The organism is Streptomyces sp. NPDC058289 (assembly GCF_042880975.1).
In the GTDB taxonomy this organism is placed as follows: domain Bacteria; phylum Actinomycetota; class Actinomycetes; order Streptomycetales; family Streptomycetaceae; genus Streptomyces; species Streptomyces stoeckheimensis.
This window is the reverse complement of sequence record NZ_JBHVYI010000045.1, coordinates 13,067-34,437: the sequence shown is the minus strand read 5'-3', so window position 1 is coordinate 34,437 and position 21,371 is coordinate 13,067. Positions and strand designations below refer to the sequence as shown.

At 72.4% G+C, this 21,371-nt stretch carries 24 protein-coding genes and 1 pseudogene; 14 read left to right on the top strand and 11 right to left on the bottom strand.

The features are described 5' to 3' along the window. The first annotated feature begins 116 nt into the window (after nucleotides 1-116). The 3 genes from ACFVX6_RS22900 to ACFVX6_RS22890 all read left to right on the top strand — a co-directional run bounded on the left by ACFVX6_RS22900 (nucleotide 117) and on the right by ACFVX6_RS22890 (nucleotide 3,223). Nucleotides 117-1,292, top strand: coding sequence for a cytochrome P450 (locus ACFVX6_RS22900; protein ID WP_389694218.1), 1,176 nt, complete (start codon nucleotides 117-119; stop codon nucleotides 1,290-1,292). Nucleotides 1,293-1,358: 66 nt separating this feature from the next. After that, on the top strand, nucleotides 1,359-2,123 hold the full coding sequence (locus ACFVX6_RS22895; protein WP_389694216.1) for an SDR family NAD(P)-dependent oxidoreductase: 765 nt from the start codon (nucleotides 1,359-1,361) through the stop codon (nucleotides 2,121-2,123). 152 nt (nucleotides 2,124-2,275) lie between these two features. Next, on the top strand, nucleotides 2,276-3,223 hold the full coding sequence (locus ACFVX6_RS22890) for an NAD-dependent epimerase/dehydratase family protein (RefSeq protein WP_389694214.1): 948 nt from the start codon (nucleotides 2,276-2,278) through the stop codon (nucleotides 3,221-3,223). Nucleotides 3,224-3,312: 89 nt separating this feature from the next. Here ACFVX6_RS22890 and ACFVX6_RS22885 read toward each other — a convergent pair whose 3' ends face one another. Next, complete coding sequence (locus ACFVX6_RS22885) at nucleotides 3,313-4,383, bottom strand: ABC transporter substrate-binding protein (RefSeq protein WP_389694282.1); 1,071 nt, start codon at nucleotides 4,381-4,383, stop codon at nucleotides 3,313-3,315. Nucleotides 4,384-5,202: 819 nt separating this feature from the next. Here ACFVX6_RS22885 and ACFVX6_RS22880 point away from each other — a divergent pair. From ACFVX6_RS22880 to ACFVX6_RS22860, 5 genes and pseudogenes are all read left to right on the top strand, one after another. Then, the gene (locus ACFVX6_RS22880) at nucleotides 5,203-6,405 is read left to right on the top strand and encodes an endonuclease/exonuclease/phosphatase family protein (RefSeq protein WP_389694212.1); all 1,203 of its coding nucleotides are present in this window, start codon (nucleotides 5,203-5,205) and stop codon (nucleotides 6,403-6,405) included. 9 nt (nucleotides 6,406-6,414) lie between these two features. Next, a pseudogene (locus ACFVX6_RS22875) lies at nucleotides 6,415-7,131 on the top strand (alpha/beta fold hydrolase); the annotation flags it as partial. Nucleotides 7,132-7,161: 30 nt separating this feature from the next. Then, nucleotides 7,162-7,593: a GNAT family N-acetyltransferase gene (locus ACFVX6_RS22870; protein WP_389694280.1), complete on the top strand. Its 432-nt coding sequence runs from the start codon at nucleotides 7,162-7,164 to the stop codon at nucleotides 7,591-7,593. 11 nt (nucleotides 7,594-7,604) lie between these two features. Then, entirely contained in the window at nucleotides 7,605-7,988 is a 384-nt protein-coding gene (locus tag ACFVX6_RS22865) for a hypothetical protein (RefSeq protein WP_389694210.1), read from the top strand. Further along, a complete protein-coding gene (locus ACFVX6_RS22860; RefSeq protein WP_389694208.1) occupies nucleotides 7,985-8,128 on the top strand; it encodes a hypothetical protein in 144 nt (47 codons plus the stop codon). The genes ACFVX6_RS22865 and ACFVX6_RS22860 overlap by 4 nt, the downstream gene beginning before the upstream one ends. A 13-nt stretch (nucleotides 8,129-8,141) precedes the next feature. Here ACFVX6_RS22860 and ACFVX6_RS22855 read toward each other — a convergent pair whose 3' ends face one another. Next, nucleotides 8,142-9,035 carry a DMT family transporter gene (locus tag ACFVX6_RS22855; RefSeq protein ID WP_389694206.1) on the bottom strand — a complete coding sequence of 298 codons (894 nt, stop codon included), beginning with the start codon at nucleotides 9,033-9,035 and terminating at the stop codon, nucleotides 8,142-8,144. A 55-nt stretch (nucleotides 9,036-9,090) separates the two neighbouring features. Next, entirely contained in the window at nucleotides 9,091-9,897 is an 807-nt protein-coding gene (locus ACFVX6_RS22850) for an alpha/beta fold hydrolase (protein ID WP_389694204.1), read from the bottom strand. 185 nt (nucleotides 9,898-10,082) lie between these two features. Between ACFVX6_RS22850 and ACFVX6_RS22845 the strand changes: the two genes are divergently transcribed. Further along, complete coding sequence (locus ACFVX6_RS22845) at nucleotides 10,083-10,499, top strand: MarR family transcriptional regulator (RefSeq protein ID WP_389694278.1); 417 nt, start codon at nucleotides 10,083-10,085, stop codon at nucleotides 10,497-10,499. Nucleotides 10,500-10,509: 10 nt separating this feature from the next. Here ACFVX6_RS22845 and ACFVX6_RS22840 read toward each other — a convergent pair whose 3' ends face one another. Beyond that, nucleotides 10,510-11,886 carry an AMP-binding protein gene (locus tag ACFVX6_RS22840; RefSeq protein WP_389694202.1) on the bottom strand — a complete coding sequence of 459 codons (1,377 nt, stop codon included), beginning with the start codon at nucleotides 11,884-11,886 and terminating at the stop codon, nucleotides 10,510-10,512. 447 nt (nucleotides 11,887-12,333) lie between these two features. Then, nucleotides 12,334-13,698: an NADP-specific glutamate dehydrogenase gene (gdhA, locus tag ACFVX6_RS22835; RefSeq protein ID WP_389694200.1), complete on the bottom strand. Its 1,365-nt coding sequence runs from the start codon at nucleotides 13,696-13,698 to the stop codon at nucleotides 12,334-12,336. A 243-nt stretch (nucleotides 13,699-13,941) separates the two neighbouring features. Here gdhA and ACFVX6_RS22830 point away from each other — a divergent pair, with 243 nt between their 5' ends. Then, nucleotides 13,942-14,433: a DUF1772 domain-containing protein gene (locus ACFVX6_RS22830; protein ID WP_389694198.1), complete on the top strand. Its 492-nt coding sequence runs from the start codon at nucleotides 13,942-13,944 to the stop codon at nucleotides 14,431-14,433. 16 nt (nucleotides 14,434-14,449) lie between these two features. On the opposite strand, the gene ACFVX6_RS22825 is transcribed toward ACFVX6_RS22830, so the two are convergent. Next, nucleotides 14,450-14,998: an anthrone oxygenase family protein gene (locus ACFVX6_RS22825; protein ID WP_389694196.1), complete on the bottom strand. Its 549-nt coding sequence runs from the start codon at nucleotides 14,996-14,998 to the stop codon at nucleotides 14,450-14,452. Nucleotides 14,999-15,159: 161 nt separating this feature from the next. On the opposite strand from ACFVX6_RS22825, the gene ACFVX6_RS22820 reads away from it, so the two are divergent. Then, nucleotides 15,160-15,645, top strand: a complete 486-nt coding sequence (locus ACFVX6_RS22820; RefSeq protein ID WP_389694194.1) for a GNAT family N-acetyltransferase — start codon at nucleotides 15,160-15,162, stop codon at nucleotides 15,643-15,645. 28 nt (nucleotides 15,646-15,673) lie between these two features. Here the strand turns inward: ACFVX6_RS22820 and ACFVX6_RS22815 are convergent, their stop codons facing one another. From ACFVX6_RS22815 to ACFVX6_RS22805, 3 genes are all read right to left on the bottom strand, one after another. Beyond that, entirely contained in the window at nucleotides 15,674-16,603 is a 930-nt protein-coding gene (locus ACFVX6_RS22815; protein ID WP_389694192.1) for an AraC family transcriptional regulator, read from the bottom strand. A gap of 39 nt (nucleotides 16,604-16,642) precedes the next feature. Then, complete coding sequence (locus tag ACFVX6_RS22810; RefSeq protein WP_389694190.1) at nucleotides 16,643-17,485, bottom strand: NAD(P)H-binding protein; 843 nt, start codon at nucleotides 17,483-17,485, stop codon at nucleotides 16,643-16,645. A gap of 92 nt (nucleotides 17,486-17,577) precedes the next feature. Then, the gene (locus ACFVX6_RS22805; protein WP_389694188.1) at nucleotides 17,578-17,781 is read right to left on the bottom strand and encodes a DUF4287 domain-containing protein; all 204 of its coding nucleotides are present in this window, start codon (nucleotides 17,779-17,781) and stop codon (nucleotides 17,578-17,580) included. A gap of 134 nt (nucleotides 17,782-17,915) precedes the next feature. On the opposite strand from ACFVX6_RS22805, the gene ACFVX6_RS22800 reads away from it, so the two are divergent. The 3 genes from ACFVX6_RS22800 (at nucleotide 17,916) to ACFVX6_RS22790 (ending at nucleotide 19,825) form a co-directional block, all read left to right on the top strand. Then, nucleotides 17,916-18,743, top strand: coding sequence for an alpha/beta fold hydrolase (locus ACFVX6_RS22800; protein WP_389694186.1), 828 nt, complete (start codon nucleotides 17,916-17,918; stop codon nucleotides 18,741-18,743). A gap of 104 nt (nucleotides 18,744-18,847) precedes the next feature. Further along, nucleotides 18,848-19,087: a hypothetical protein gene (locus ACFVX6_RS22795; RefSeq protein ID WP_389694184.1), complete on the top strand. Its 240-nt coding sequence runs from the start codon at nucleotides 18,848-18,850 to the stop codon at nucleotides 19,085-19,087. Nucleotides 19,088-19,273: 186 nt separating this feature from the next. Continuing rightward, nucleotides 19,274-19,825: a flavoprotein gene (locus tag ACFVX6_RS22790; protein ID WP_389694182.1), complete on the top strand. Its 552-nt coding sequence runs from the start codon at nucleotides 19,274-19,276 to the stop codon at nucleotides 19,823-19,825. A 42-nt stretch (nucleotides 19,826-19,867) separates the two neighbouring features. On the opposite strand, the gene ACFVX6_RS22785 is transcribed toward ACFVX6_RS22790, so the two are convergent. Both ACFVX6_RS22785 and ACFVX6_RS22780 read right to left on the bottom strand, forming a co-directional pair. Further along, a complete protein-coding gene (locus tag ACFVX6_RS22785; protein WP_389694180.1) occupies nucleotides 19,868-20,374 on the bottom strand; it encodes a DinB family protein in 507 nt (168 codons plus the stop codon). Between the two features lie 42 nt (nucleotides 20,375-20,416). Next, complete coding sequence (locus ACFVX6_RS22780) at nucleotides 20,417-21,370, bottom strand: RNA polymerase sigma-70 factor (protein ID WP_389694178.1); 954 nt, start codon at nucleotides 21,368-21,370, stop codon at nucleotides 20,417-20,419. Nucleotide 21,371 lies beyond the last annotated feature (1 nt).

Genomic DNA, 21,371 nt, shown 5'->3' with positions numbered 1-21,371 from the left:
TCACCAGCAGCTGTAGGAGGGATACTCCTGTGAGCAGGCAGTGCCCGTTCGTCATCGATCCGCTCGGCCAGGACATTCACGGAGAAATCAAAGAGATACGCTCCCTTGGACGGGCCGTGCGGATCGTGCTCCCCGGTGGAGTGGAGGCGTGGTCCATCACGGACTACGCACTCGTGAAGCGCCTGCTCACCGATCCCCGGGTGTCGAAGGACGCCTACCGGCACTGGCCGGCGTGGATCGACGGAGAAGTCGACCAGGAGTGGCCGCTGGCCATCTGGGTCTCGGTGCAGAACATGGTCACCGCCTACGGCGAGGAGCACACGCGCCTGCGCAAGCCGGTGGCGGGGGAGTTCACCATGCGCCGCGTGGCCGCCCTGCGGCCCCGGGTCGAGGAGATCGCCGCCGGGTTGCTGGACCGCCTGGAACGGGCCCCGGCGGGACGGCCCCTGGACCTCCGCAGGGAATTCGCTCACGTACTGCCGCACGCCGTGGTCTGCGAGCTATTCGGAATTCCGCATTCCGCACGTGATCCCCTGCAGAGGATCATCGACAGTTTCTTCGCCACCTCGATCACCCCCGAAGACGCGATGGCGAATGGCATAGCCATGTACGAGATCCTGAACGAAGTCGTGGCGCACAAGAGGAAATTCCCTGCCGACGACTTGACGTCGGGCCTCGTCGCCGCACGCGACTCGGGCGCCGCGGATATGAGCGAGAAGGAACTCCTCGACAATCTCATCCTCCTCTTCACCGCCGGCTACGAGACGACGGTGAACCTCATAGACAACGCGGTCGTCTCCCTCCTCACGCACCCCGGCCAGCTCGCGCTCGTACGGGACGGCAAGGCCTCGTGGGAGGACGTCATCGACGAATCCCTGCGGGTGGATCCGCCCGGCGCGCACAGCATCCTGCGCTACGCCGTCGAGTCGATCGAGATCGACGACGACGTGCGGATCCCGCAGGGCGACGCGATCGTCATCTGCTTCGCCGGCGCGGGCCGCGACCCCCGCCACCACGGAGCCGGGGCGGACCTCTTCGACATCACCCGCGACACCCGCGCCGATCACGTGTCGTTCGGGTACGGAGCCCACCACTGCCTCGGCGTGAATCTGGCCCGGATGGAGGTCGCCATCGCGCTGTCGGCGCTCTTCGAGCGGTTCCCCGACATCGCCCTGGCCGTGCCGGCCGATGAACTCCGGCCGAAGTTCTCGTTCGTTTCGAACGGCCACCGCACGGTTCCCGTGATGCTGGGCCCGCCCAGCGCGCGCAACGGGTCCATTTCCAGCCAATAGCACCGGGGGCGGCCCCTCCCTGAAGACTCCACCGGACTGCGCCAGACGAAAGACGGAAGACTCACCATGACGGAAAAGACCGGCCTCCTCGTGGGCAGGCGCGCCCTGATCACCGGCGCGAGCAGCGGCATCGGGGCGGCCGCCGCCCGGGTGTTCTGCGAGAACGGGGCCTCGGTGCTCCTCACCGCCCGGCGCGAGGAGGAACTGGCCGCGCTCACCCGCGAGCTGACGGACCAGGGTTTCACCGCCGCCTACGCGGTCGTCGACGTGGCCCGCGCCGAAGAGGTCAAGGCGGCGGTGGACAGGGCGGTGGAGCTCTTCGGGGGCCTGGACGCCGCCTTCAACAACGCGGGGCTGGGTACCGTGCCCGCGCCGCTGCACCTCACCGAGGACGCGGACTTCGAGGCCGTCATGGCCACCAATGTCCGCGGCACGTGGAACTGCATGAAGTACGAGATCGCCGCGATGCTGCCGGGTGGCGGGGCGATCGTGAACAACAGCAGCGTCGCGGGCCTGGTCGGCACTCCGGCGGCCGCCGCGTACATCGCGGCGAAGCACGCCGTCATCGGCCTGACGAAGGCCGCCGCCGAGTACGCCGCCCAGGGCGTCCGGGTCAACGCCATCGCTCCCGGCACCACGCGCAGCGAGATGATGGCCCAGTGGTTCGACCTGAACCCCGGCATCGAGGAGCAACTGCACACCAGGGCCCCGCTGCCGCGCACGGCGGACCCGCGCGAGATCGCGCACGCGGCCGCATGGCTGCTGAGCGACCAGGCGTCCTTCGTCGTCGGCGCGACCGTCCCGGTGGACGGCGGCTGGACCGCCCGCTGACGGCTCAGCACGACGGCATCCGCCCGTGCAACCGGAACACGGCGGAACACGGCGGAACGCGGCGGAGCCCCCGGGCGAAGAAGAGAAGAAGAGCTGTACGGGCACATCGGAGCCCCGGGCCGGGCCGGGCCCGCGCCGATAAAATCGCCCCCATGCAGATATCCGAAAGACCCCGGGTGATCGTCCTGACGGGAGCCACCGGTTTCATCGGCTCGGCCGCACTGGACGCCCTGGCCCGCCGTCCCGGCGTCCTGGTGCGGGCCCTCGCCCGCACCCCCGGTGCGGAGCGCGAAGGCGTGGAGTGGGTACGTGCGGACCTGGGCGACCCCGGCTCGCTGCGCGGGGTCTGCGAGGGCGCGGCCGCGCTGGTGAACCTGGCCTCCTACATCGGGCGGGACGAGGAGCGCTGCCACACGGTCAACGTCCTGGGCGGCGCGGCCCTCCTCTCGGAGGCCCTGCGGGCGGGGGTGCGCCGGATCGTCCACCTGTCCACGGCCGCGGTCTACGGGAACCTCCCGCACCGCGGGATCGAGGTCGACGAGGTGGCCCCGGAGCCGGTGTCCGCCGCGAGCCGCACCCGATTGGCGGCGGAGGCCCCGGTGCTGGCCGCCGGCGGAACCGTACTGCGGCCGAGCCTGGTGCTGGGGGCGGGTGACCGCTGGGTGGTCCCGGCCCTGGCCGAGCTGATCGACCGGGTCCCGGCCAGTTGGGACGGCGGCCGCGCGCTGCTGTCCGTGATCGACGTCGGCGAGCTGGCCCGCCTGATCGACGCCCTGGCCACGGCCCCGGGCCCCGTCATGGGCGGGATCCACCACGCGAGCCACCCCGCCGCGGTGACCAGCGCCGACCTCATGTCGGCCCTGGCCGCCGAAGGGATCCTGCCGGAGGTGCGGGAGGAGTGGCCGTGGGACCGCTGCGTGGAACAGCTCCGCGTGCGCCCGGGCCGGGTGACGGAGCGGCAGTTCGCCCTGCTGGCCCGCGACTACCACCAGCGCGCCGACCCCATCTGGCGGCTGACCCGCCTGCGCCCCACCCCCACGCCCCTCGCCCTGCTCCCCTCGGCCGCCCCCTGGTACCGCGCCCACCTGGCCCGCGCCTGAAGGACACCGCCGGCCGGCCGCATCAGCGAGCGGCCTAGCGCCTGTCGTCAAACTCCCTTCGGGCGACGACGGGAGTTTGACGACAGGCCCTAGCGCTCCTCTCCATGGACGATCCGAAAGCGACGACCGGTGAGGTCCGCCGGATCCCGGTCGACCACACGAACAGGTGCCCATACCCACTGCCAGACGCCGATCCCCGGTGTCCGGGAGAACCGGATCGGCCCCCGGGTGCCCTCGACCTCCACCCGTGGCCACGCCCCGGCGACGGCTGCCCGGTCCGTGCCGTACGAACGCAGCATCTCGGCGAGGACGGTGACGCTGTCCCAGCCCTCGAAGGCCACGAACGAGGGCTCCTCGCCGAGCCGTTCGCGGAGCTCCTTACCCACCCGCTCGCCGAGCGGCCCGAGCCGCTCGGGCAGGTAGCGCAGGAAGGGGATGCCGGCGCCGTCCTCGCCCAGCGCCCCGGCCCATCCGGCGAACTCCGGTTGTCCGGCCGGAGCCCCGATCAGGACCTCCCCGAGCCGCCGGTCGCCGCGTACCGCCCTGACGATCGCCGCCGCCGGCTCCGGATACCCGACCAGCAGGAGGAGCGCGGTGGCCCCCTCCTCCACGAGCGTGTCGCAGAGCTCCTCGGCAGTCGTCCCCATCACGTCGATCTCGACGACGACACTGCCGCCGCGGGTGGCAAAGCACTCCCGCAGGATGGCGGTCCCAGCAGCCCAGTACACACTCGGCTGGGTCGCCACGGCGATCCGAGCATGCCCCGCCCCGAGCAGGAACTCCGCGTACCTCCGCCAACCATGCGACTGGGCCGGGGCCAGCCGCGCGACCCACTCCGTCGGCTCCTCGGTGAGCGCGTCGAGCACCGCGGAGGAGCAGAGGAACGGCACGCCGAGTGCGTCGGCCCGCGCCGCTGCCGCCCGGGCCACGACGCTGTGGTACTCCCCCACCACGGCGGCCACACCCAGACCGGCCAGTTCCTCCACGGCCGCCGCGGCCCGCTCCGGATCGGCCGCGGTGTCCCGGACCACGAGCTCCAGCGGCCGCCCGCCGATCCCTCCCGCGTCATTGACCTCGCGCACGGCCAGCTCGAGCCCCGCGAGCAACTGCCGCCCCGCGTCGACCCACCCGGGCGGCGTCAACGGCACGAGAGCCCCCAGCCGCACGACCGACCTCCCGGCCGGCCCCCCTGACGACGGCAATGCCGAGGCATTCACAGTGCGACGCTCCTCTGTCCCCACGCCAACACACCCCAAGCCCGCCGACGCACCCATTCGATCACCCCGCCATTGGACCCACCCCCACCCCCGAAGGCAACCGCATACCCCTCACCCCTCGCCCGCCCCCGCCAGCCGAACCCTGCCCCTCCCCGGTACACAGCCCCACCCGACCCCCGCAGCCCAGCCCCCAACAGGCCCAGGTACGCAGCCGCAACCGAACCCGGCCCACACCCCCCAACGCCCCAGGTGCCCAACCCCGAACGGACCCCGGGGCAGAGCCTCACCGGCCCCTGGTGCCCAGTCCGGCACGGCCCCAGATACGCGACCCCGCAACGGGGCCCGGGACAGAGCCCGGAGCGGAGCCCGGAGCAGAGCCGGAGCGGGGCCCGGAGCAGAGCCCCCAACGGGCCCCGGGACAGAACCCGGAACCGAGCCCAGGACAGAACCCGGAACCGGGCCCGGGACAGAGCCCAGAACGGGGTCCGGAGCAGAGCCCGGGGCAGAGCCCCCAACGGGCCCCGGGACAGAACCCTGAACCGGCCCCAGGACGGAGCCCGGAACGGGGCCCGGGGCAGAGCCCCGGTTTCGGGAAGGGGCGGGGTGGGGGAACGGCCCCGCAGGGCCCCGCACAGACCCGGCCCCGCCGCGTCCCGCCCGCCCGCCCCCGGCCGCCCGCCCCTCGGGAACCGGCTCCCCACCCCCGACGTCGTCGTACCAGCCACACCACACCCTCCCAACGGAACAGGCAGGAACGGCCCCATGACCCATGCAAACGCGGGCCCGCCCCCCAGCCCACCCCCCGGCCCCACCGCCCGGCCCCGCCCCCTCCGCCCCCGCCTCCTCACCTGGCCCTCGGCCCGCACCACCGCCCGACCCCGACCCCTTCTCCCTCGCCCCCGCGCCCTCCCCTGGCTCGCCGCCGGCACCGCGGCCGGCACCGCGGCCGGCGCCACCGTCCTCCCCGTCCTCTTCTCCGTACTCCTCGCCGCGCTCCTCGCCCGCCCCTCCCTCGTCCCCAACACGCCCGGCCACCCCGGGAGCTTGCTGGAGACGTTCCTCCCCTGGCTCGGCCTGGCCGTCCCACTCCTGCTCGCCCTGGCCCTGCGACGTCGCTCCGCGGCCACCGCCCTGGCCCTCCTGCTCCCCACCGCCGCCTGGCTGGGCCAGTTCGGCACCTTCCTCCCCCACCCCGTCACCCCCACGGCCGCCACCCCCACCGCCGCCACCCACTCAACCCACCACCCCCCTCACCCCACCCTCACCACCGTCCAGCACAACATCAGCGACGAGAACCAGAACCCCTCCCGCACCGCCAAGGCCCTCGCCGCCGCGCACCCCGCCCTCATCGCCGTCGAGGAACTCACCCCCGCCGCCATCACGGCCTTCACCGCCACCCTCGGCGCCGACTACCCCCACCACGCCACCCACGGCACGGTCGGTCTCTGGTCGACGTACCCGCTCACCGACGTCCGCCCCGTCGACATCAAGCCGTCGGCCCTCGCCGGTGACCCGCACTGGAACCGCGCCCTGCGCGCCACCGCCGCCACCCCCGGCGGGCCCGTCGCCGTCTACGTCGTCCACCTGCCCTCCCTTCGCCTCGGCGCCTCCGGCTTCGGCTCCGCCCGCCGAGACGAGAGCGCCGTCCTCCTCGGCTCCGTCCTCGCCGCCGAACCCGCCGACCGCGTCGTCCTGCTCGGAGACCTCAACGGCACCGCCGACGACCGCGGCCTGGCCCCCGTCCGCACCGCCCTAACGGCGAAGGCACCCCCCACCCCGGCCGCCGCCCACACCTCCGCCCCCGCCGCCGCCACTCCTGGCTTCGCCTTCACCTGGCCCGCGGCCTTCCCCCTGGCCCGGATCGACCAGATCCTGATCCGCTCGGGCACCGTCACCCACGTCCGTACGCTCCCCGCCACCTCCAGCGATCACCTGCCCCTCACCGCCGACATCCAGTTCGATTAACGTACGGTTATGACTGAATTCGTACTGGTGGCAGGCGCCTGGCTGGGAGCAGCTGCATGGGACGAGGTGGCCGCCGAACTCCGCACCGCACTGCGCAGCACGGGCGGCGACCACGAGGTCCACGCACTGACCCTGTCCGGCCTCGCGGACAAGCAGGGCGTCGCAGCCGGCCAGCAGACGCACGTCACGGACATAGTCGACGCCATCGACGAGCTCGGCCTGCGCGATGTGGTCCTCGTGGGCCACAGTTACTCCGGCATCCCGGTCGGCCAGGCCGCCGAGCGGATCGGCGCCCGCCTGAACCGGGTGGTCTTCGTCGACGCCAACGTCCCGACCCACAACGGATCCTTCGTCTCCGGCTGGCCTGACGGCCGCTCCGCCGTAGAGGCCTCGATCGCCGCGAACGACGGTTTCTGGCCGCCCCTGCAGGCCGCCGACTGCGAGGGCCAGGGCCTCACCGACGAGCAGACCGCCCGGCTCCTCGCCGCTGCGACCCCGCACCCGGGCGCCACGCTCACCGAACCGGCCGTACTGACCCACCCGCTCGCCGAGCTCCCCGCGACCTACGTCAAATGCCTGCTGGACGGCGCCGAACCCCACCCCGACGTGGCGAAGCTCCTGGCCACCGGCCCGGACTGGCAGTGGGTCACCCTGGACACGGGCCACTGGCCGATGTTCTCCGCCCCGTCCGCCCTGGCCCGCATCCTCCTCGACGCCGCCGCGCAGGACACCCCGCCGCCGGCTTCCGGTCTTCGCATCCACCCGGTGGACGCCGCCTCCGAAGCCTCCCTGAACGACTGGCAGCACGTCCACAACACGGTCATCCCGACGGCCCTCCTCTCCCTGGACGACGTACGTGAGCGCTCCGCGCGCCACGCCCTGCACGTCGCCCACCTCGGCGACACCCTCGTCGGATGCACGACGCTCCGGCCCCCCGCCGCCGGCTCCACGACCGCCACCGTGATCGCGCGCGTCCTTCCTGCGTACCGGGGACGGGGTTTCGGCCGCGAGCTGTACTCCTACGCACTCGCCCAGGCTCGGTCCCTCGGCGCCGAGGTGATCGAGACCGTGGTCCTCGCGTCCAACCCGGAGGGCCTGGGCTTCGCGCGCCGAGCGGGCTTCGTCGAGTTCGACCGCTACGTCCTCCCCGGCGACACCGTGCCCTTCGTAGACCTGCGCCTCGCGTGAGCGTCCGGTGGGTGCGCCTCGAACTCACCGTCCGCACCTTCGACTCCGCCCGGTTCACCCCGTACGTCGACCGGTGCCGGGCGGCGGGCGTCAGCTTCACGACCCTCGCCCAACTGGGCGACGTGGAGGACGAGCGCCGCAGGCTCTACGACCTGAACAAGGAATGCTCGGCCGACACCCCCGAGCGGGGCGCCTTCTACTCCTACGACGCCTACGCACGCCTACGCTTCGCATCGCCCTCCTACGACCCGGCCGGCATCGTCGTCGCCCGGGACCGGGACGGCACGTGGGCCGGCATGGCGGCGACCTCCCTCCATCTCTCGGACGGCTTCGCCTTCAACGAGATGACCGGCGTCCGGGCCTCCACCCGGGCCGCGGCATCTCCCTCGCGATGAAGACCCTCGGCATTGCCTTCGCCGACCACCGTGGAGCCCCCGTCATCCGCACGATGCACCACCCGGCGAACACCTCGGCCATCGCCATGAACCGCACGCTCGGCTACGCGGACGCGGACTGGCACCGGGAGTCGGTCTAGGCCGGAAGTCGCCCTAAGCCGGGACCCGGCGCTTCCGGGAGACGGCGACCCCGGCCAGGCAGACCGCACCGCCGAGCAGGGTCAGCGCGGCCGGGACCTCGTCGAGGGCGATCCACGCGATGAGCACCACGACGGCGGGCACCGCGTAGGTGGTCGCGCCCATCTTCCCCGCGGTGGTCCGCGACAGCGCGTACGTCCAGGTGGTGAAGGCGAGCGCGGTCGGGAAGAGCCCCAGGTAGAGCATGTTGAGGACGGCGGCGAGCGGAGCCCCGGGAAGCTGGTCGACGAGCTGCCCGACGAAGGGCAGGCTGACGGCCGTACCGACGAAGCAGCCGTACGTGGTCACCTGGAGCGGGCTCGCGTACGCCAGCGCCGGCTTCTGCGCGACCACCCCGGCCCCGTACGTGAGCGCGGCGACCAGGCAGAGCAGGACCCCTCCCAGCGAGGCGGACCCACCGTTCGAGGTGGACAGTCCGACCAGCACCGCTCCGGCGAAGGAGACCGCCATGCCCGCCAACAGCAAGGGCGGGAAGCCCTCCTTCAGCAGCCAGCCGCTGAGCAGCGCGATCACGATCGGGCCGATGTTGACGATCATGGCCGCGGTGCCGGCGTCCACGAGCTGCTCGCCCCAGTTCAGCGTCACCATGTAGAGCCCGAACCAGAGCACACCGGAGATCAGGATCCCGGGCCACGCCTGCCTCGGCGGCGGCGGCACCCGCTTGACGACCAGCACCAGTCCGAGCGCGACCGAGGCGGTCAGCAAGCGTCCGAACGCGAGCGCTCCGGGCCCGAAGTGCACGGCCGCCGAGCGGATGGAAACGAACGCGGAAGCCCACAGCACGACGGTCACTCCGGCGGCTATCAGAGCCCGCCGGTCGGTCCTGACCTGATCAGACGTCTTGTCCATGCGAGCAAGCTACCTGCCCCACCCGAAAGGCCCTTTGCCCTTTTTTCCCGAGCACCTACGCTCCGGCCGGAGCCAGCAGGCTCCGCAGCCGCTCCCCATAACCCCGGGGGTGCGTGGTGTTGCCGTTGTGGCCGCCCGGGAAGACCCGTATCTCCGTGCCCAGGAGGGCCGCCAGTTCCGTCGCGCACCGGTGGTCGAAGACGGTGGACGGGGTGGCGGTGCCCAGCGCGGGGATGATGCGCGTCGGGGTCCGGGTCAGGGCGTCCACATCGAGCGTGTCCTCGACGATCGCCGTGAAGTCGTGCTCGATGAAGTAGCCGAAGTTGGCACGCCGTCGCTCGTCCAGGGGTTGCGGGGTCAGGCCCGGCTCCGCGTCGCGCCTTGAGAGGTCTATCCCGAGGACCCGCGCCATCTCCGGAAAGACGGCTTCGAGCCCGCCCGTGCGGTAGATCCCTTGCAGTTCCCGCAGCTCCGCTTCGTGCCGTGCCCGCTCGCCCGCGGGCAGCAGCCTCGGGGCCACCGGCTCGTGCGCGATGAGGGTGCTCACCTGCTCCGGGTGCCGAACGGCCAGGTGCAGGCCGATGACGGCCCCCAGACTGCAGCCGAGCATCAGCACCGGCTCGTCGGTGACCGCCGCCAGCAGCCGGTGCACGTCTTCGGCGTGCTCGGCGAGCGACGCGGTTCGGCCCGGCTCCTCACGCCGGCTGCGCGAGAGTCCACGACGGTCGTAGGTCAGTACGGTGAACGCATCGGTGAGGTGCGGGACGAGATCCACAGTGCGGTCGGCGTCCCCCTCCCCGCTCTGCGCGATGAGCAGCATCGGGCCGGAGCCCTGCAGTTGGTAGTGGAGCTCAGCACTCATGGCAACTCCTTGCTCGCGGCTCCGGACCCCCAGTCCGTCACTCTCTGCAACCACAGTAACCCATCGAATCAGATACATCAAGAGAGATGCATCGAAAAAGATGCATCTTCTTCGATGGTTCGGTGGTTCCGATGTACCGTGCTCCCGTGGACGGAATCGAACTCTTCCTGCTGGGCCGCGCCTTGATGAAGCTCGGCGAGGAGGCCCTGCCCGAGCCCCCCGGCGGTCCGGATCAGTACGCCGGCGGCACCCGCTCCGTCGTGATCGTGGCCGGCGACATCGCCGCGCACCCCGACACCACGGTCGGCGAGACGGCCCAGCGCACGGGCCTCCCGCAGAGCCAGGTCTCGGGCGCCGTCGCCCGCCTGCGCGAGGCCGGCTCCGTGCAGACCTCGCCCGACCCGGCCGACCGCCGCCGCACGCTGGTCCGCCAGGCCCCCGGCACCTCCGCGCGCGTGGCCGCCGTACGCGCCGCCGGGGCGTCCAAGGTCGAGGACGCCCTCGCCCGCGCCCTCGGCGAGACCGAAGCAGAACAACTGCCGGAGCTGACCCGCGCCCTGGAGGTCCTGGCCCGCCACCTGGTGCCCCGCGACACCCCCTGACCGCGCACCGTCAGGCGTCGCCCAGCAGCAACTTCTTCTGCGGCTTGCCCATCGCATTGCGCGGGATGGCCGCCACGAACCGCACCTCGCGCGGCCGCTTGTGCACCGACAGGTGTGCGGCGACGAAGTCCGTCAGTTCCGGCCCCGTGACGCCCTCGGCCACCACGAAGGCCACGATCCGCTGCCCCAGATCCGCGTCCGGCAGCCCCACCACCGCCGCCTCGCTCACCTTGGGGTGGTCCAGCAGCGCGTTCTCGATCTCACCGGCGCCGATCCGGTAGCCCCCCGACTTGATCATGTCGATGGAGGCCCGGCCGACGATCCGGTGGCCCCCGTCGGCCTCGTCGACGGCCGCGATGTCGCCCGTACGGAACCACCCGTCCTCGGTGTAGGCGGCGGCCGTGTCCTCGGGCCGGCCCAGGTACCCGGAGAACAGCGTCGGCCCGGTGAGCTGGAGCTCGCCGATCTCCGCGCCCGCCTCCGCCGCGATCCGCGTACGGATCCCCCGGAGGGGGGTGCCGACCGTACCGGGCCGCACCTCCCCGCCCGCGCGCCCGCTCACGGTGATCAGCGTCTCGGTCATCCCGTACCGCTCCACGGGTCGCAGCCCGGTCAGCCGCTCCAGGTCCCGGAAGACCGGCGCGGGCAGCGCGGCACTGCCGGAGACGAGCAACCGGGCCCCGCCCAGCGCGGCGGCCGCCGCCGGCGCCCCCGCGATACGGGACCACACGGTCGGCACCCCGAAATACAGGCTGCCCCCGGCCTCCGCGTAGGCCTCGGGGGTGGGCCGCCCGGTGTGCACGAGACGGCTGCCGGTACGCAGGGCGCCGAGCACCCCGAGGACGAGGCCGTGCACGTGGAACAACGGCAGCCCGTGCACGAGGGTGTCCTCGGCGCTCCACTGCCAGGCCTCGGCCAAGGCGTCGAGATCGGCAGCCACGGCCTCGGCGGTGAGAACGACACCCTTGGGCGAGCCGGTGGTCCCGGAGGTGTAGAGGATCAGCGCCGGCCGCCCGGACCCGGCCACCGCCCCATGCCGATCCCCATCCCCATCTCCGCCACGCCGTGCGAAGTCCACATCGACGAGCACCGCGCCGGAGTCCCGCAGGATGTGCTCCCGCTCGGCGGGCCCCGCATCGGGCGGCAGCGGTACGAAGGGCACCCCGGCCAGCAGCCCGCCGACGGCGGCGGCGACGGTCTCCAGCGAGGCTGTCGCGGTCACCGCGAAGGCGGGCGCCCCGGCGACATCGGCAGCCACGGCACGGGCCGCGCCGAGCAGCTCCTCATAGGAGGCATCCCGCCCGGCCACTCGCAGGGCATCGGGCCGGTCTCCGTACACCCCGGTGAGCGCGGTCAGCACTGATCCCCCTACGCAGTCCGATCCCATCCAACGGCCCCACCCTACGACCGCCCCACCACCAACACTCAAGCCACGAGCCCCCACCCAGCCCCGCCAACCTTCAAGCCACGGGGCCCGGGGCGGACCCCACCCAGCAGCCCCACCGACCTTCGAGGCACGGGGCCCAGAGCGGCCCCCACCCACCCCGCCAACCTTCAAGCCACGGGGCCCAAGGCAGACCCCACCCAGCCCTGTCGACGTTCAAGCCGCGGCGCCCAAGGCAGACCCCGCCCAGCCCCGCCGGCGTTTGAGGCGCGGGGTCCGGGGCGGAGCCCCGGGGAACGGAGGAAGGGCGGGGCGGGGACAACCGCACGCAGCGCCACCACGACCGGCGCCCCGTATATCCCGTCCCCGCCCCGCCCCTCAGCGCATCACCGCGTCAGCGCATCAGCACATCAGCACATCAGCACATCACCGCGTCACCGCATCAGCGCCTCAGATCAACCCCTGCGCCAACATCGCATCCGCCACCCGCTCGAACCCAGCGATGTTCGCCCCGGTCACATAGTCCCCGGCGGAGCCGTACCGCTCGGCGGTCGCGTACGACACCGCGTGGATGTCCCGCATGATCCCCGCCAGCTCCGCCTCGACCCGCTCCGCGCTCCACGCCACGCGCCCCGCGTTCTGCGCCATCTCCAGCGCGCTGACCGCGACCCCGCCCGCGTTCGCCGCCTTGCCCGGCCCGAAGGACACCCCGGCCGCCTGCAGCAGGTGCACCGCCTCCGGCGTGGTCGGCATGTTCGCGCCCTCCGACACCGCCCTGACCCCGTTCTCGATCAGCGTCCGCGCGTCATCGGCGGTCAGCTCGTTCTGCGTGGCCGACGGGAAGGCCACCTCCGCCGCCACCTCCCAGACGCGCCCGCCCGGCACGAACCGCGCCGACGGCCCGCGACGCTGCGCGTAGTCGCTCACGCGCCCGCGCTCGACCTCCTTGATCTGCTTCAGCAGCGCAAGATCGATGCCCTTCTCGTCCACCACGTAGCCCTGCGAGTCGGACGCCGTCAGCGGGTTCGCCCCCAGCTGCTGCAGCTTCTCGATCGTGTACAGCGCCACGTTGCCCGAGCCGGACACAACGGCCGCCAGCCCGTCCAGCGACAGCCCCTTGACCGCCAGCATCTCGGCGGCGAACAGCACGCTGCCGTAGCCCGTGGCCTCCGGACGGATCAGCGAGCCGCCCCAGCCCTGGCCCTTGCCGGTCAGGACGCCGGCCTCCCAGCGGTTGGTGATGCGCCGGTACTGCCCGAAGAGGTAGCCGATCTCGCGCCCGCCGACGCCGATGTCGCCCGCCGGGACATCCGTGTGCTCGCCGATGTGACGGTAGAGCTCGGTCATGAAGGACTGGCAGAAGCGCATGACCTCGGCGTCCGACCGCCCGCGCGGGTCGAAGTCGCTGCCGCCCTTGCCGCCGCCGATGCCGAGCCCGGTCAGCGCGTTCTTGAAGATCTGCTCGAAGCCGAGGAACTTCACCACGCCGATGTCCACGGAGGGGTGAAAGCGCAGGCCGCCCTTGTACGGGCCCAGCGCGCTGTTGAATTCGACGCGGTAGCCACGGTTGACGTGGACGCGACCGCGGTCGTCCTGCCACGGCACCCGGAAGATGATCTGCCGCTCCGGCTCGGTGAGCCGCTCCAGCAGGGCCACGCCCGGTTCCGCGTACTCGGGACGCGCCGCGAACACGGGGGCCAGGGTGTCCAGGACCTCCCGTACGGCCTGGTGGAACTCGGGCTGGGCGGGGTTGCGGCGCTCGATGTCGGCGCGCAGAGCGTCCAGCCGGCCCTGCGGGTCCTTGGGGTCCGTCACGGTCTGTTCCTCCAGGGTCTCGATGCGGGGACCGGCCCCGAGATGCGGCTCGAAGCTCCGGACCACAATTCCGCATGGCGGAAATAATAATCCGAACACAGTCTCCAGCCGGAGGGTACCCCTCCTGCCGACCACGGCCACGAGCCTTTCCGGCCTGCTCTCATCGGCGCCCACTCCACCATGGATCACTCGACCCCCGCTCCACCATGGACAGAACCACGGGGCAGGACATAGACAGGCCACATGGACATCGCACGGGTCGCCGCCCTCGTCGCCGCGACGCTCACCACGGGCCTCATGGCGGGCCTCTTCTTCGCCTTCGACGTCGCGGTGATGCCGGCGCTGAAGCGCTCCGACGACCGGACCCTCATCTCCGTGATGCAGCGCGTGAACACGTCCATCATCAATGGCTGGTTCATGCTGGCGTTCCTGGGCGCGCTCCTGTTCACCGGCCTCGCGCTGGCCCTGCACCTGCCCGCCGGCGAGCACGCGCCGCTGCCCGCGCTGGCGGGCGCCCTCGTCCTCTACGTGCTCGCCGTCGCGGTCACCGGCCGGGTGAACATCCCTCTCAACAACGCGCTGGAGGCGGCCGGCCCCGCCGAGCGGATCGCGGATCCGGCCGCCGTACGCGCGGCGTTCGAGAAGAAGTGGGTACCCGCCAACCGCTGGCGCACCGCCCTGTGCACGGCCGCCCTGGCCTGCCAGTCCTGGGCCCTCCTGGTGACCGCCGCCTAGGACACGCCCCAGCCCCTCAGCGGCCGGCTGCGGACGGCGCCGATGCCCCCGTCGCTCCCGTCGCCCGCCCGTACAGTACGAGCGCCCGCGCCAGAGCGGTCAGCGCCGCCGCGCAGATCAGGGTGCGCACGATGTTCGCCGTCTCCCAGGTGCCCTTGAACTTCTCGACGACCGAGAAGTCGGTGAGCTTCGCGGCGTCACCCACGTCGGCGAGTTCGTTGTTGAGCGGGATGTTGACCGCGAAGGTCACGACGAGCACGACGAGGTACGCCGCCGCGGCCACCGCGGCCCACAGCGCGACCGCGCGGCGCCCGGCCCGCGCCTCGACGAACGCCGCGGCGAAGGCGGCGAGCAGCGCGACGACGAAGACCGTCCCGAAGAGCGGATTGCCGTCGATGACGGCGTTGAAGCTCTGCATCGCCGTGACGTACGTACGGTCGTCGGTCTTCGCCAGTCCCGGCATCACCGAGACGTCGAAGGCGAAGAACAGCCCCGCCATCAGGCCGACCAGGACGGTCGACAGGACGAGCAGCGCGGTGGAGAGTCTCGTACCGGTGGATCCCATCAGCTGTGCCCCCGTATATGCGTCGAAATCCGAATCCGGGAGGCTCCCACCGCCCCCCGACGGCTGTTGATCGTGACATCACCGGCGCCATCCGGCCAGTGATTCTTCCGTGCCTCACAGCCCCCGCCAACTCACATGTAGCTCACACGTAGGCTGCGCGAATGAGCACATCCGCCGCCTCCCTCCGCCTGGCTCCGGTCACCCCCGACAACTTCGCCGCCGTCTGCGCGCTGTCGGTCCGCCCCGACCAGGAGCACCTCGTCTCCCCGGTCGTGAAGTCGCTGGCCGAGGCCCACGCCCACGGCGAGACGGCCTGGCCCCGGGCCATCGTCGACGGCGACGAGGTCGTCGGCTTCGTGATGGCCTTCCTCGACATCGCCTGGAACCCGGCCGAGGACCCCCGGGACATCCGCTCCGGCCTCTGGCGCCTGAACATCTCGGCCGCCCACCAGTCCAAGGGCTACGGCCGCTTCGCGGTCACGGCGGTCGCCGCCGAACTCCGCCGCCGCGGCGCCTCCCACGCCTACGTCACCTGGCACCCGGGCCCCGGCACCCCCGAACCCTTCTACCTCTCCCTCGGCTTCCGCCCGACGGGCGAACAGAGCGACGGCGAAACCGTGGCCGTTCTGGAACTCGCAAACCTGTAAGGCCAGTACCGTCTGCCCCGCCCCGCCCCTACCCCGCGGCGGGGGCTGCGGCCGAGGCCGCCCCGGCCCGGTACTCCCGCGGGCTGACCCCCCGTACCCGCTTGAAGGCCGTCGAGAGGGCGAACGCCGAGCCGTAGCCGACCCGATGGGCGGCCGAGGCGAGCGTCGTGGACGGGTCGCGCAACAGGTCCGCCGCCAGCGCCAGCCGCCACCCCGTCAGATAGGACATCGGGGGCTCGCCGACCAGCTCGGTGAAGCGGCGGGCCAACGCGGCCCGCGAGACGCCGACTTTGCGGGCCAGCGACTCCACGGTCCAGCCGTAGGCCGGGTTCTCGTGCAGGAGCCGCAGCGCCGGGCCGGTGACCGGGTCGTTCTCGGCGCCGCCGCGCTCCGCGAGCCAGCCGCGTACGACGCCGATCAGCAGCAGGTCCAGGATCCGGTTCAGGACGAGTTCCTGGGCCGGCTCCGTACGGGAGATCTCCACGCCCAGCAGCCCGACCAGCGTGGGGTCCACCGGGCCGACCAGCACCCGCGGAAGCGCGGTGAGCAGGCGGCTGCCGATCTCACCCGGATCCTGGTAGGTGCCGCTCAGCAGCACCGCCGAGCCTTCCGCCGCGCCCCAGGTCCGTACCCCGAGGGCCATGGAGTCCGACACGTCCTCCCCGCCGTTCACCCTGCTGCACCGCTGGTCAGGGCCCACCCTGATCTGCGGGGGCGTGTCCTTGGCGTCGGCGAGGGTGTACGGAAGCGGTCCCCGCACCAGGGCCGCCTCACCCGGCGCGACGAGCACCGGCTCGCCCCCGTCGGGCAGCAGCCAGGCCGATCCGTGCACCATCGTCATCACCGACAGCGGGGCCCGGTCCTCGATGCGGACCGACCAGGGCGGATCGAACACGCACTTGATGAGGAAGGCCGATGTGGCCTTGGGGCCTTCGAGCAGAGCCGTCAGCGTATCCATCGGCCCATTCTCCCCACCCGCTCCCCAGCCGCCCATTCCCTACACGTCCCAGACGCCACGGGCCGCCGCCTCCCGCGCGAAGTCCGAGAAGTCCCGCGGCTTGCGGCCCAGCACTTCCTCGACCCCGTCCACCAGGTGCGCGTTGCGCCCGTCCAGGATCAGCGTGAACAGCTCGGCGAACTCCTCCGGCAGCCCGTTCTCCCGCAGCACCGCCCGGTAGGCCTCGTTCGAGACCGGGACGTACGAGATCTCGCGCCCGGTCGCCTTCGACAGCTCGGCCGCGACGTCGGCGAAGCTGAGCAGCCGCGGGCCGGAGAGCTCGTACGTACGGCCCACGTGCCGGTCGTCGGTCAGCGCGGCCACCACCACGTCGGCGATGTCCTCGGTGTCGACGAACGGCTCGACGGCGTCGGCCGTCGGCAGGGCGATCTCGCCGGCGAGCACCGGCTCCAGGAAGAAGCTCTCGTCGAAGTTCTGGTTGAACCAGGCCGAGCGCACCACCGTCCAGTCGGCCCCGGACTCCTTCAGCGCCTCCTCGCTCCGCTGCGCCGCCTCCTCGCCGCGGCCCGAGAGCAGCACGAGCCGACGGACCCCGGCGGCCACGGCCGCCCGGGCGAAGGCTCCGACGTGCTCGGCGGCGCCGGGGAAGCCGAGGTCGGGGTAGTACGTGACGTACGCCCGGTCCACGCCCTCCAGGGCCGGTCCCCAGCTCGCGGGCTCGTTCCAGTCGAAGGCCGGCTCACCGGAGCGCGACCCGATGCGGACGGGACGGCCCAGGGCGGTGAGCTTCTCGGCCACGCGCCGACCGGTCTTGCCCGTGCCGCCGATGACCAGCGTGCGGAGGGTGGTGTCGTTCTGCGTCTGCTGCGTTGTCTTCGTCATGGGAACCAGTCAACGCCCCGGGCCTGAGACGGAACATCGCCGAGAAGCTCAACCGCATACGCCTGCGTCCACGGCCCACCCTCCACCCCCGGCTACTGCTCGGTGAGCGTGTGCTTCACGAGCGCGTTCGCGTGCCCGTGCCCGAGCCCGTGCTCGCTCTTGAGCCAGCCGACGAGCTCCATGTGCTTGGTCAGCGGCGACGCGCGGATGAGCTCCTGCCACTCCGCGATCGGACGGCCGTACTTCTTCTCGATGGAAGGGAAGTAGCTGGCGGGGCCCTTCACCGGCTCGGTCATGACGGTCCTCTTCCTTCTGTTGCACACGATCTGGCGCACACGATCCGTCGCACACGATGCGACGTACGAGAGGTAGACCGGGGCCGGCGCAAAAACTCATCGGCCCCACCGAGAAGATGTCGGATGATCTCCGCATGATGTGGACCGAACGCACCGTCACCCGAGCCGACACCCGTCTGACCTGCCGTGATTGGGACTCCCACCACCCCGGGTCCACCACCCCCGTCGTCCTCCTCCACGGTCTCGCGGGCCACGCGGGCGAGTGGGACGCGACCGCCGAGCACCTGGCCCCGCACCACCGCGTGGTCGCGGTGGACCAGCGCGGCCACGGAGCCAGCGAACGCCGCCCCGCGGACGTCTCCCGCGCCGCGTACGTGGCGGACGTGCGGGCCGTCTGCGAGCAGCTCGGCCTGCACCGCCCGGTCCTGGTGGGTCAGTCGCTCGGCGGCCACACCGCGATGCTCACCGCCGCCGCCCACCCGGACCTCGTACGGGGCCTCGTGCTGGTCGACGCCGGCGCCGCCCGGGCCGACCCGGGTACCCCGGAGCAGATCGGCGGCTGGCTGGACTCCTGGCCGCTCCCGTTCCCCACCCTCGCCGAGGCGCGCACCTTCCTCACCGGTCAGGGGCTGAACGGCGAGGCCTGGGCAGCCGGCCTGGAGCAGCGCGCGGACGGCTGGTACCCGCGCTTCGAGCGCTCGGTGATGGTCGCGGCCATCACCGAAAACACCACCCGCGCGTGGTGGCCGCAGTGGCAAGCGGTCCGGTGTCCCACTCTGCTGGTCATCGGGGAGAAGGGCATCATGCCGCCCCAGGAGTCCGTCCGGATGCTCGACTCGGCCGACCCGTCCACCGCGACGACGGCGGTCTCCGTCCCCGGCGCCGGCCACGACGTCCACCTGGACCGGCCCGCCGTCGTGCACTCCCTGCTGTCCGCGTTCCTCACGGAGCTCCGGACCTAGCTCCGGCCCTGGCTCCGGCCCTGGCTCAGGGCCTGGCTCCGGACGAAGTTCCGGCAACCGGGTGGCCGTAGTGACCCCCGTACGACCACCTCGTTCACCAGGACATGATCAAGCGCATCGTCACCACGGCCCTCATCGCCGGTACCGCGGCCCTCGCCGTCGCCGCCCCCGCCATGGCCGCCGAGCCGCCGCTCGCCGACTCCGTCACCAGCACCGTCGGAGACGTCCCCCAGGACGTCGTGGGCCTGGTGCCCGGCCAGGCCGGCAACGACCTGACCGACTTCTCGGGCGCGTTCGACGCGTTCACCGCGGGCAGCGCCCGGCAGACCGTCTCCAACGGCTGACCCGCCCGCTCACGCCGAACCCCCGAACCCCCGGACCGAACCCGGCCCGGGGGTTCGTCACGTCCGGCCCCTCGGCCACGACGAGCGCGACCACCGCGACCACCGAGACCACCGAGACCACCGCGATTGCCGCGACCGCCGCGACCTGGGTCAACCACAGGTCGAGCAATATGATCACATTGCGGTATGACCACGACGAAGACCCTCTACCTGCTCTGCTCCGCCGCCCCGCCCGTCTTCGACGTGGCCCATGTCATCGAGGACGCCCAGTCCCGGGGCTGGGACGTCTGCCTCGGCCTCACCCCCACCGCCGCCCACTGGCTGTCCGGCAGCCTCGACGGTCTCGCCGCGCTCACCGGCCACCCCGTCCGCTGGCAGTACAAGCTGCCCGGGGAGCCCGACGTATGGCCGACGGCCGACGCCCTGCTCTTCGCCCCGGCCACGTTCAACTCCGTCAACGCCTGGGCCCTCGGCCTGACCGACCGGTTCGTCGTCGGGGTCGCCGCCGAGGCCATCGGCAAGGGCACCCCCGTCGTCACCATGCCCTGCGCGAACGCCGCCCTCGCCGCCCACCCGCAGTTCGACCAGTCCCTGGCCGTCCTGCGCGGCGCCGGCGCCAAGGTCCTCTTCGGCGAGGGCGGATTCGTCCCCGGCCCCGCCGGCCCGGACGCCCCGGCGCACTTCCCCTGGCCGGTTGCCCTGGACGAGGTGGACCGCACGACGGCATCCGCCGTCTAGCCCGTCCCGGCGCCGGCCCCCAGCCCCGGCCCCGTGGCGCCGCTACTCCCCCGTGGCCCCGTCGATCGCCTCGCGCAGCAGGTCGGCGTGCCCGTTGTGCCGGGCGTACTCCTCGATCATGTGGGCCAGTACGTAGTGCAGGGAGTACGCCTCACCGTCGTAGGAGCCGGTCACGTCCAGGGACTCGGCCTCGTCCACGATCGCCCGCGAGCGCGCACAGGTGTCCTCCCAGACCTTGAACGAGCCGGCGACGTCCGCGTCGTCCACGTGGAACTCCCTCCACTCCCCGGCCTCGTTCCGCCCGAAGTACCCGCGCACGTCCTCGCCGCCCACGACATTGCGGAACCAGCCGCGCTCGACCTCCGCGAGATGCCGCACCAGCCCGAGCAGGCTCAGTCCCGACGGAGCCACCGCCCTGCGCCGCAGCTGCTCGTCCGACAGCCCGGCGCACTTCATCATCAGGGTGTCCCGCTGCCACTGGAGAATGCTGGTGAGGGTGGCACGTTCGTCGCCCACCAGGACGGGCCGGGTCCGCTGTTCATCGATCATCGGATGATGATCACAGTCCCGCGGCACCCCCGCCGACCGCTTTCACATGCCGGACGCCCCTGACGTGGGCCCCTCCGCTCCCCAACCCGCCAGCCCCGCCAGCTTCTCCGGATTCACCTGCAACCGCAGGTTCACGACCCGCCCGTCCACCGCGTCCAGGTCGTAGGTCAGCGCCGCACACGCGGCTCCCCCGTACACGAACACCACCGACTCCTCCCCGTTGACCCGCGCGGACTCCAGGGTCACCGCCTGCAGCGAGGGCTTGGCCAGCATCCCCAGCAGCCAGCGCGCCACGTGGTCGGCCCCGTAGAGCGGCCGCCGGGCCGCCGTCACCTTGCCGCCGCCGTCCGACCAGGCCGTCACCTCGGGTGCGAGCAGCTCCATCACCGCGTTCAGGTCCCCGCCCGCGCACGCGGCCAGGAACCGCCGGGTCACCTCGCCGCGCTGCTCCGGCTCGGTGGCGAACCGCGGCCGCCGGGCCCGTACGTGGGCGCGAGCCCGGTGCCCGGTCTGCCGTACGGACGCCTCCGCGCGGCCCAGCACCTCGGCGATCTCCGCGTACGAGTACCCGAACACCTCCCGCAGCACGAACACGGCCCGCTCCGGCGGGCTCAGGCTCTCCAGCACCACCAGCATCGCGGTCGATACCGTCTCGGCCATCTCCACCTCCTCCGCACCATCGCGCACGGTCGGCAGGGGCTCGGTCAGGAGCGGCTCGGGCAGCCACGGCCCGATGTAGGTCTCACGGGTGGCACGGGCCGAGGTGAGCCGGTTCAACGACAGATTGGTGACCGTGCGCACCAGGTAGGCCCGCGGGTTGCGGACCGCCGCCCGGTCCGCGCGGTCCCAGCTCAGCCACGCGTCCTGGAGGACGTCCTCGGCGTCGACGACGCTGCCGAGCATCCGGTAGGCGACGTCGAAGAGCAGCCGGCGATGGGCGGTGAAGGGACCGAGGGCGTCGGAGGAGGCTCCCGGGTGGGTCTCAGCAGAGGTCACG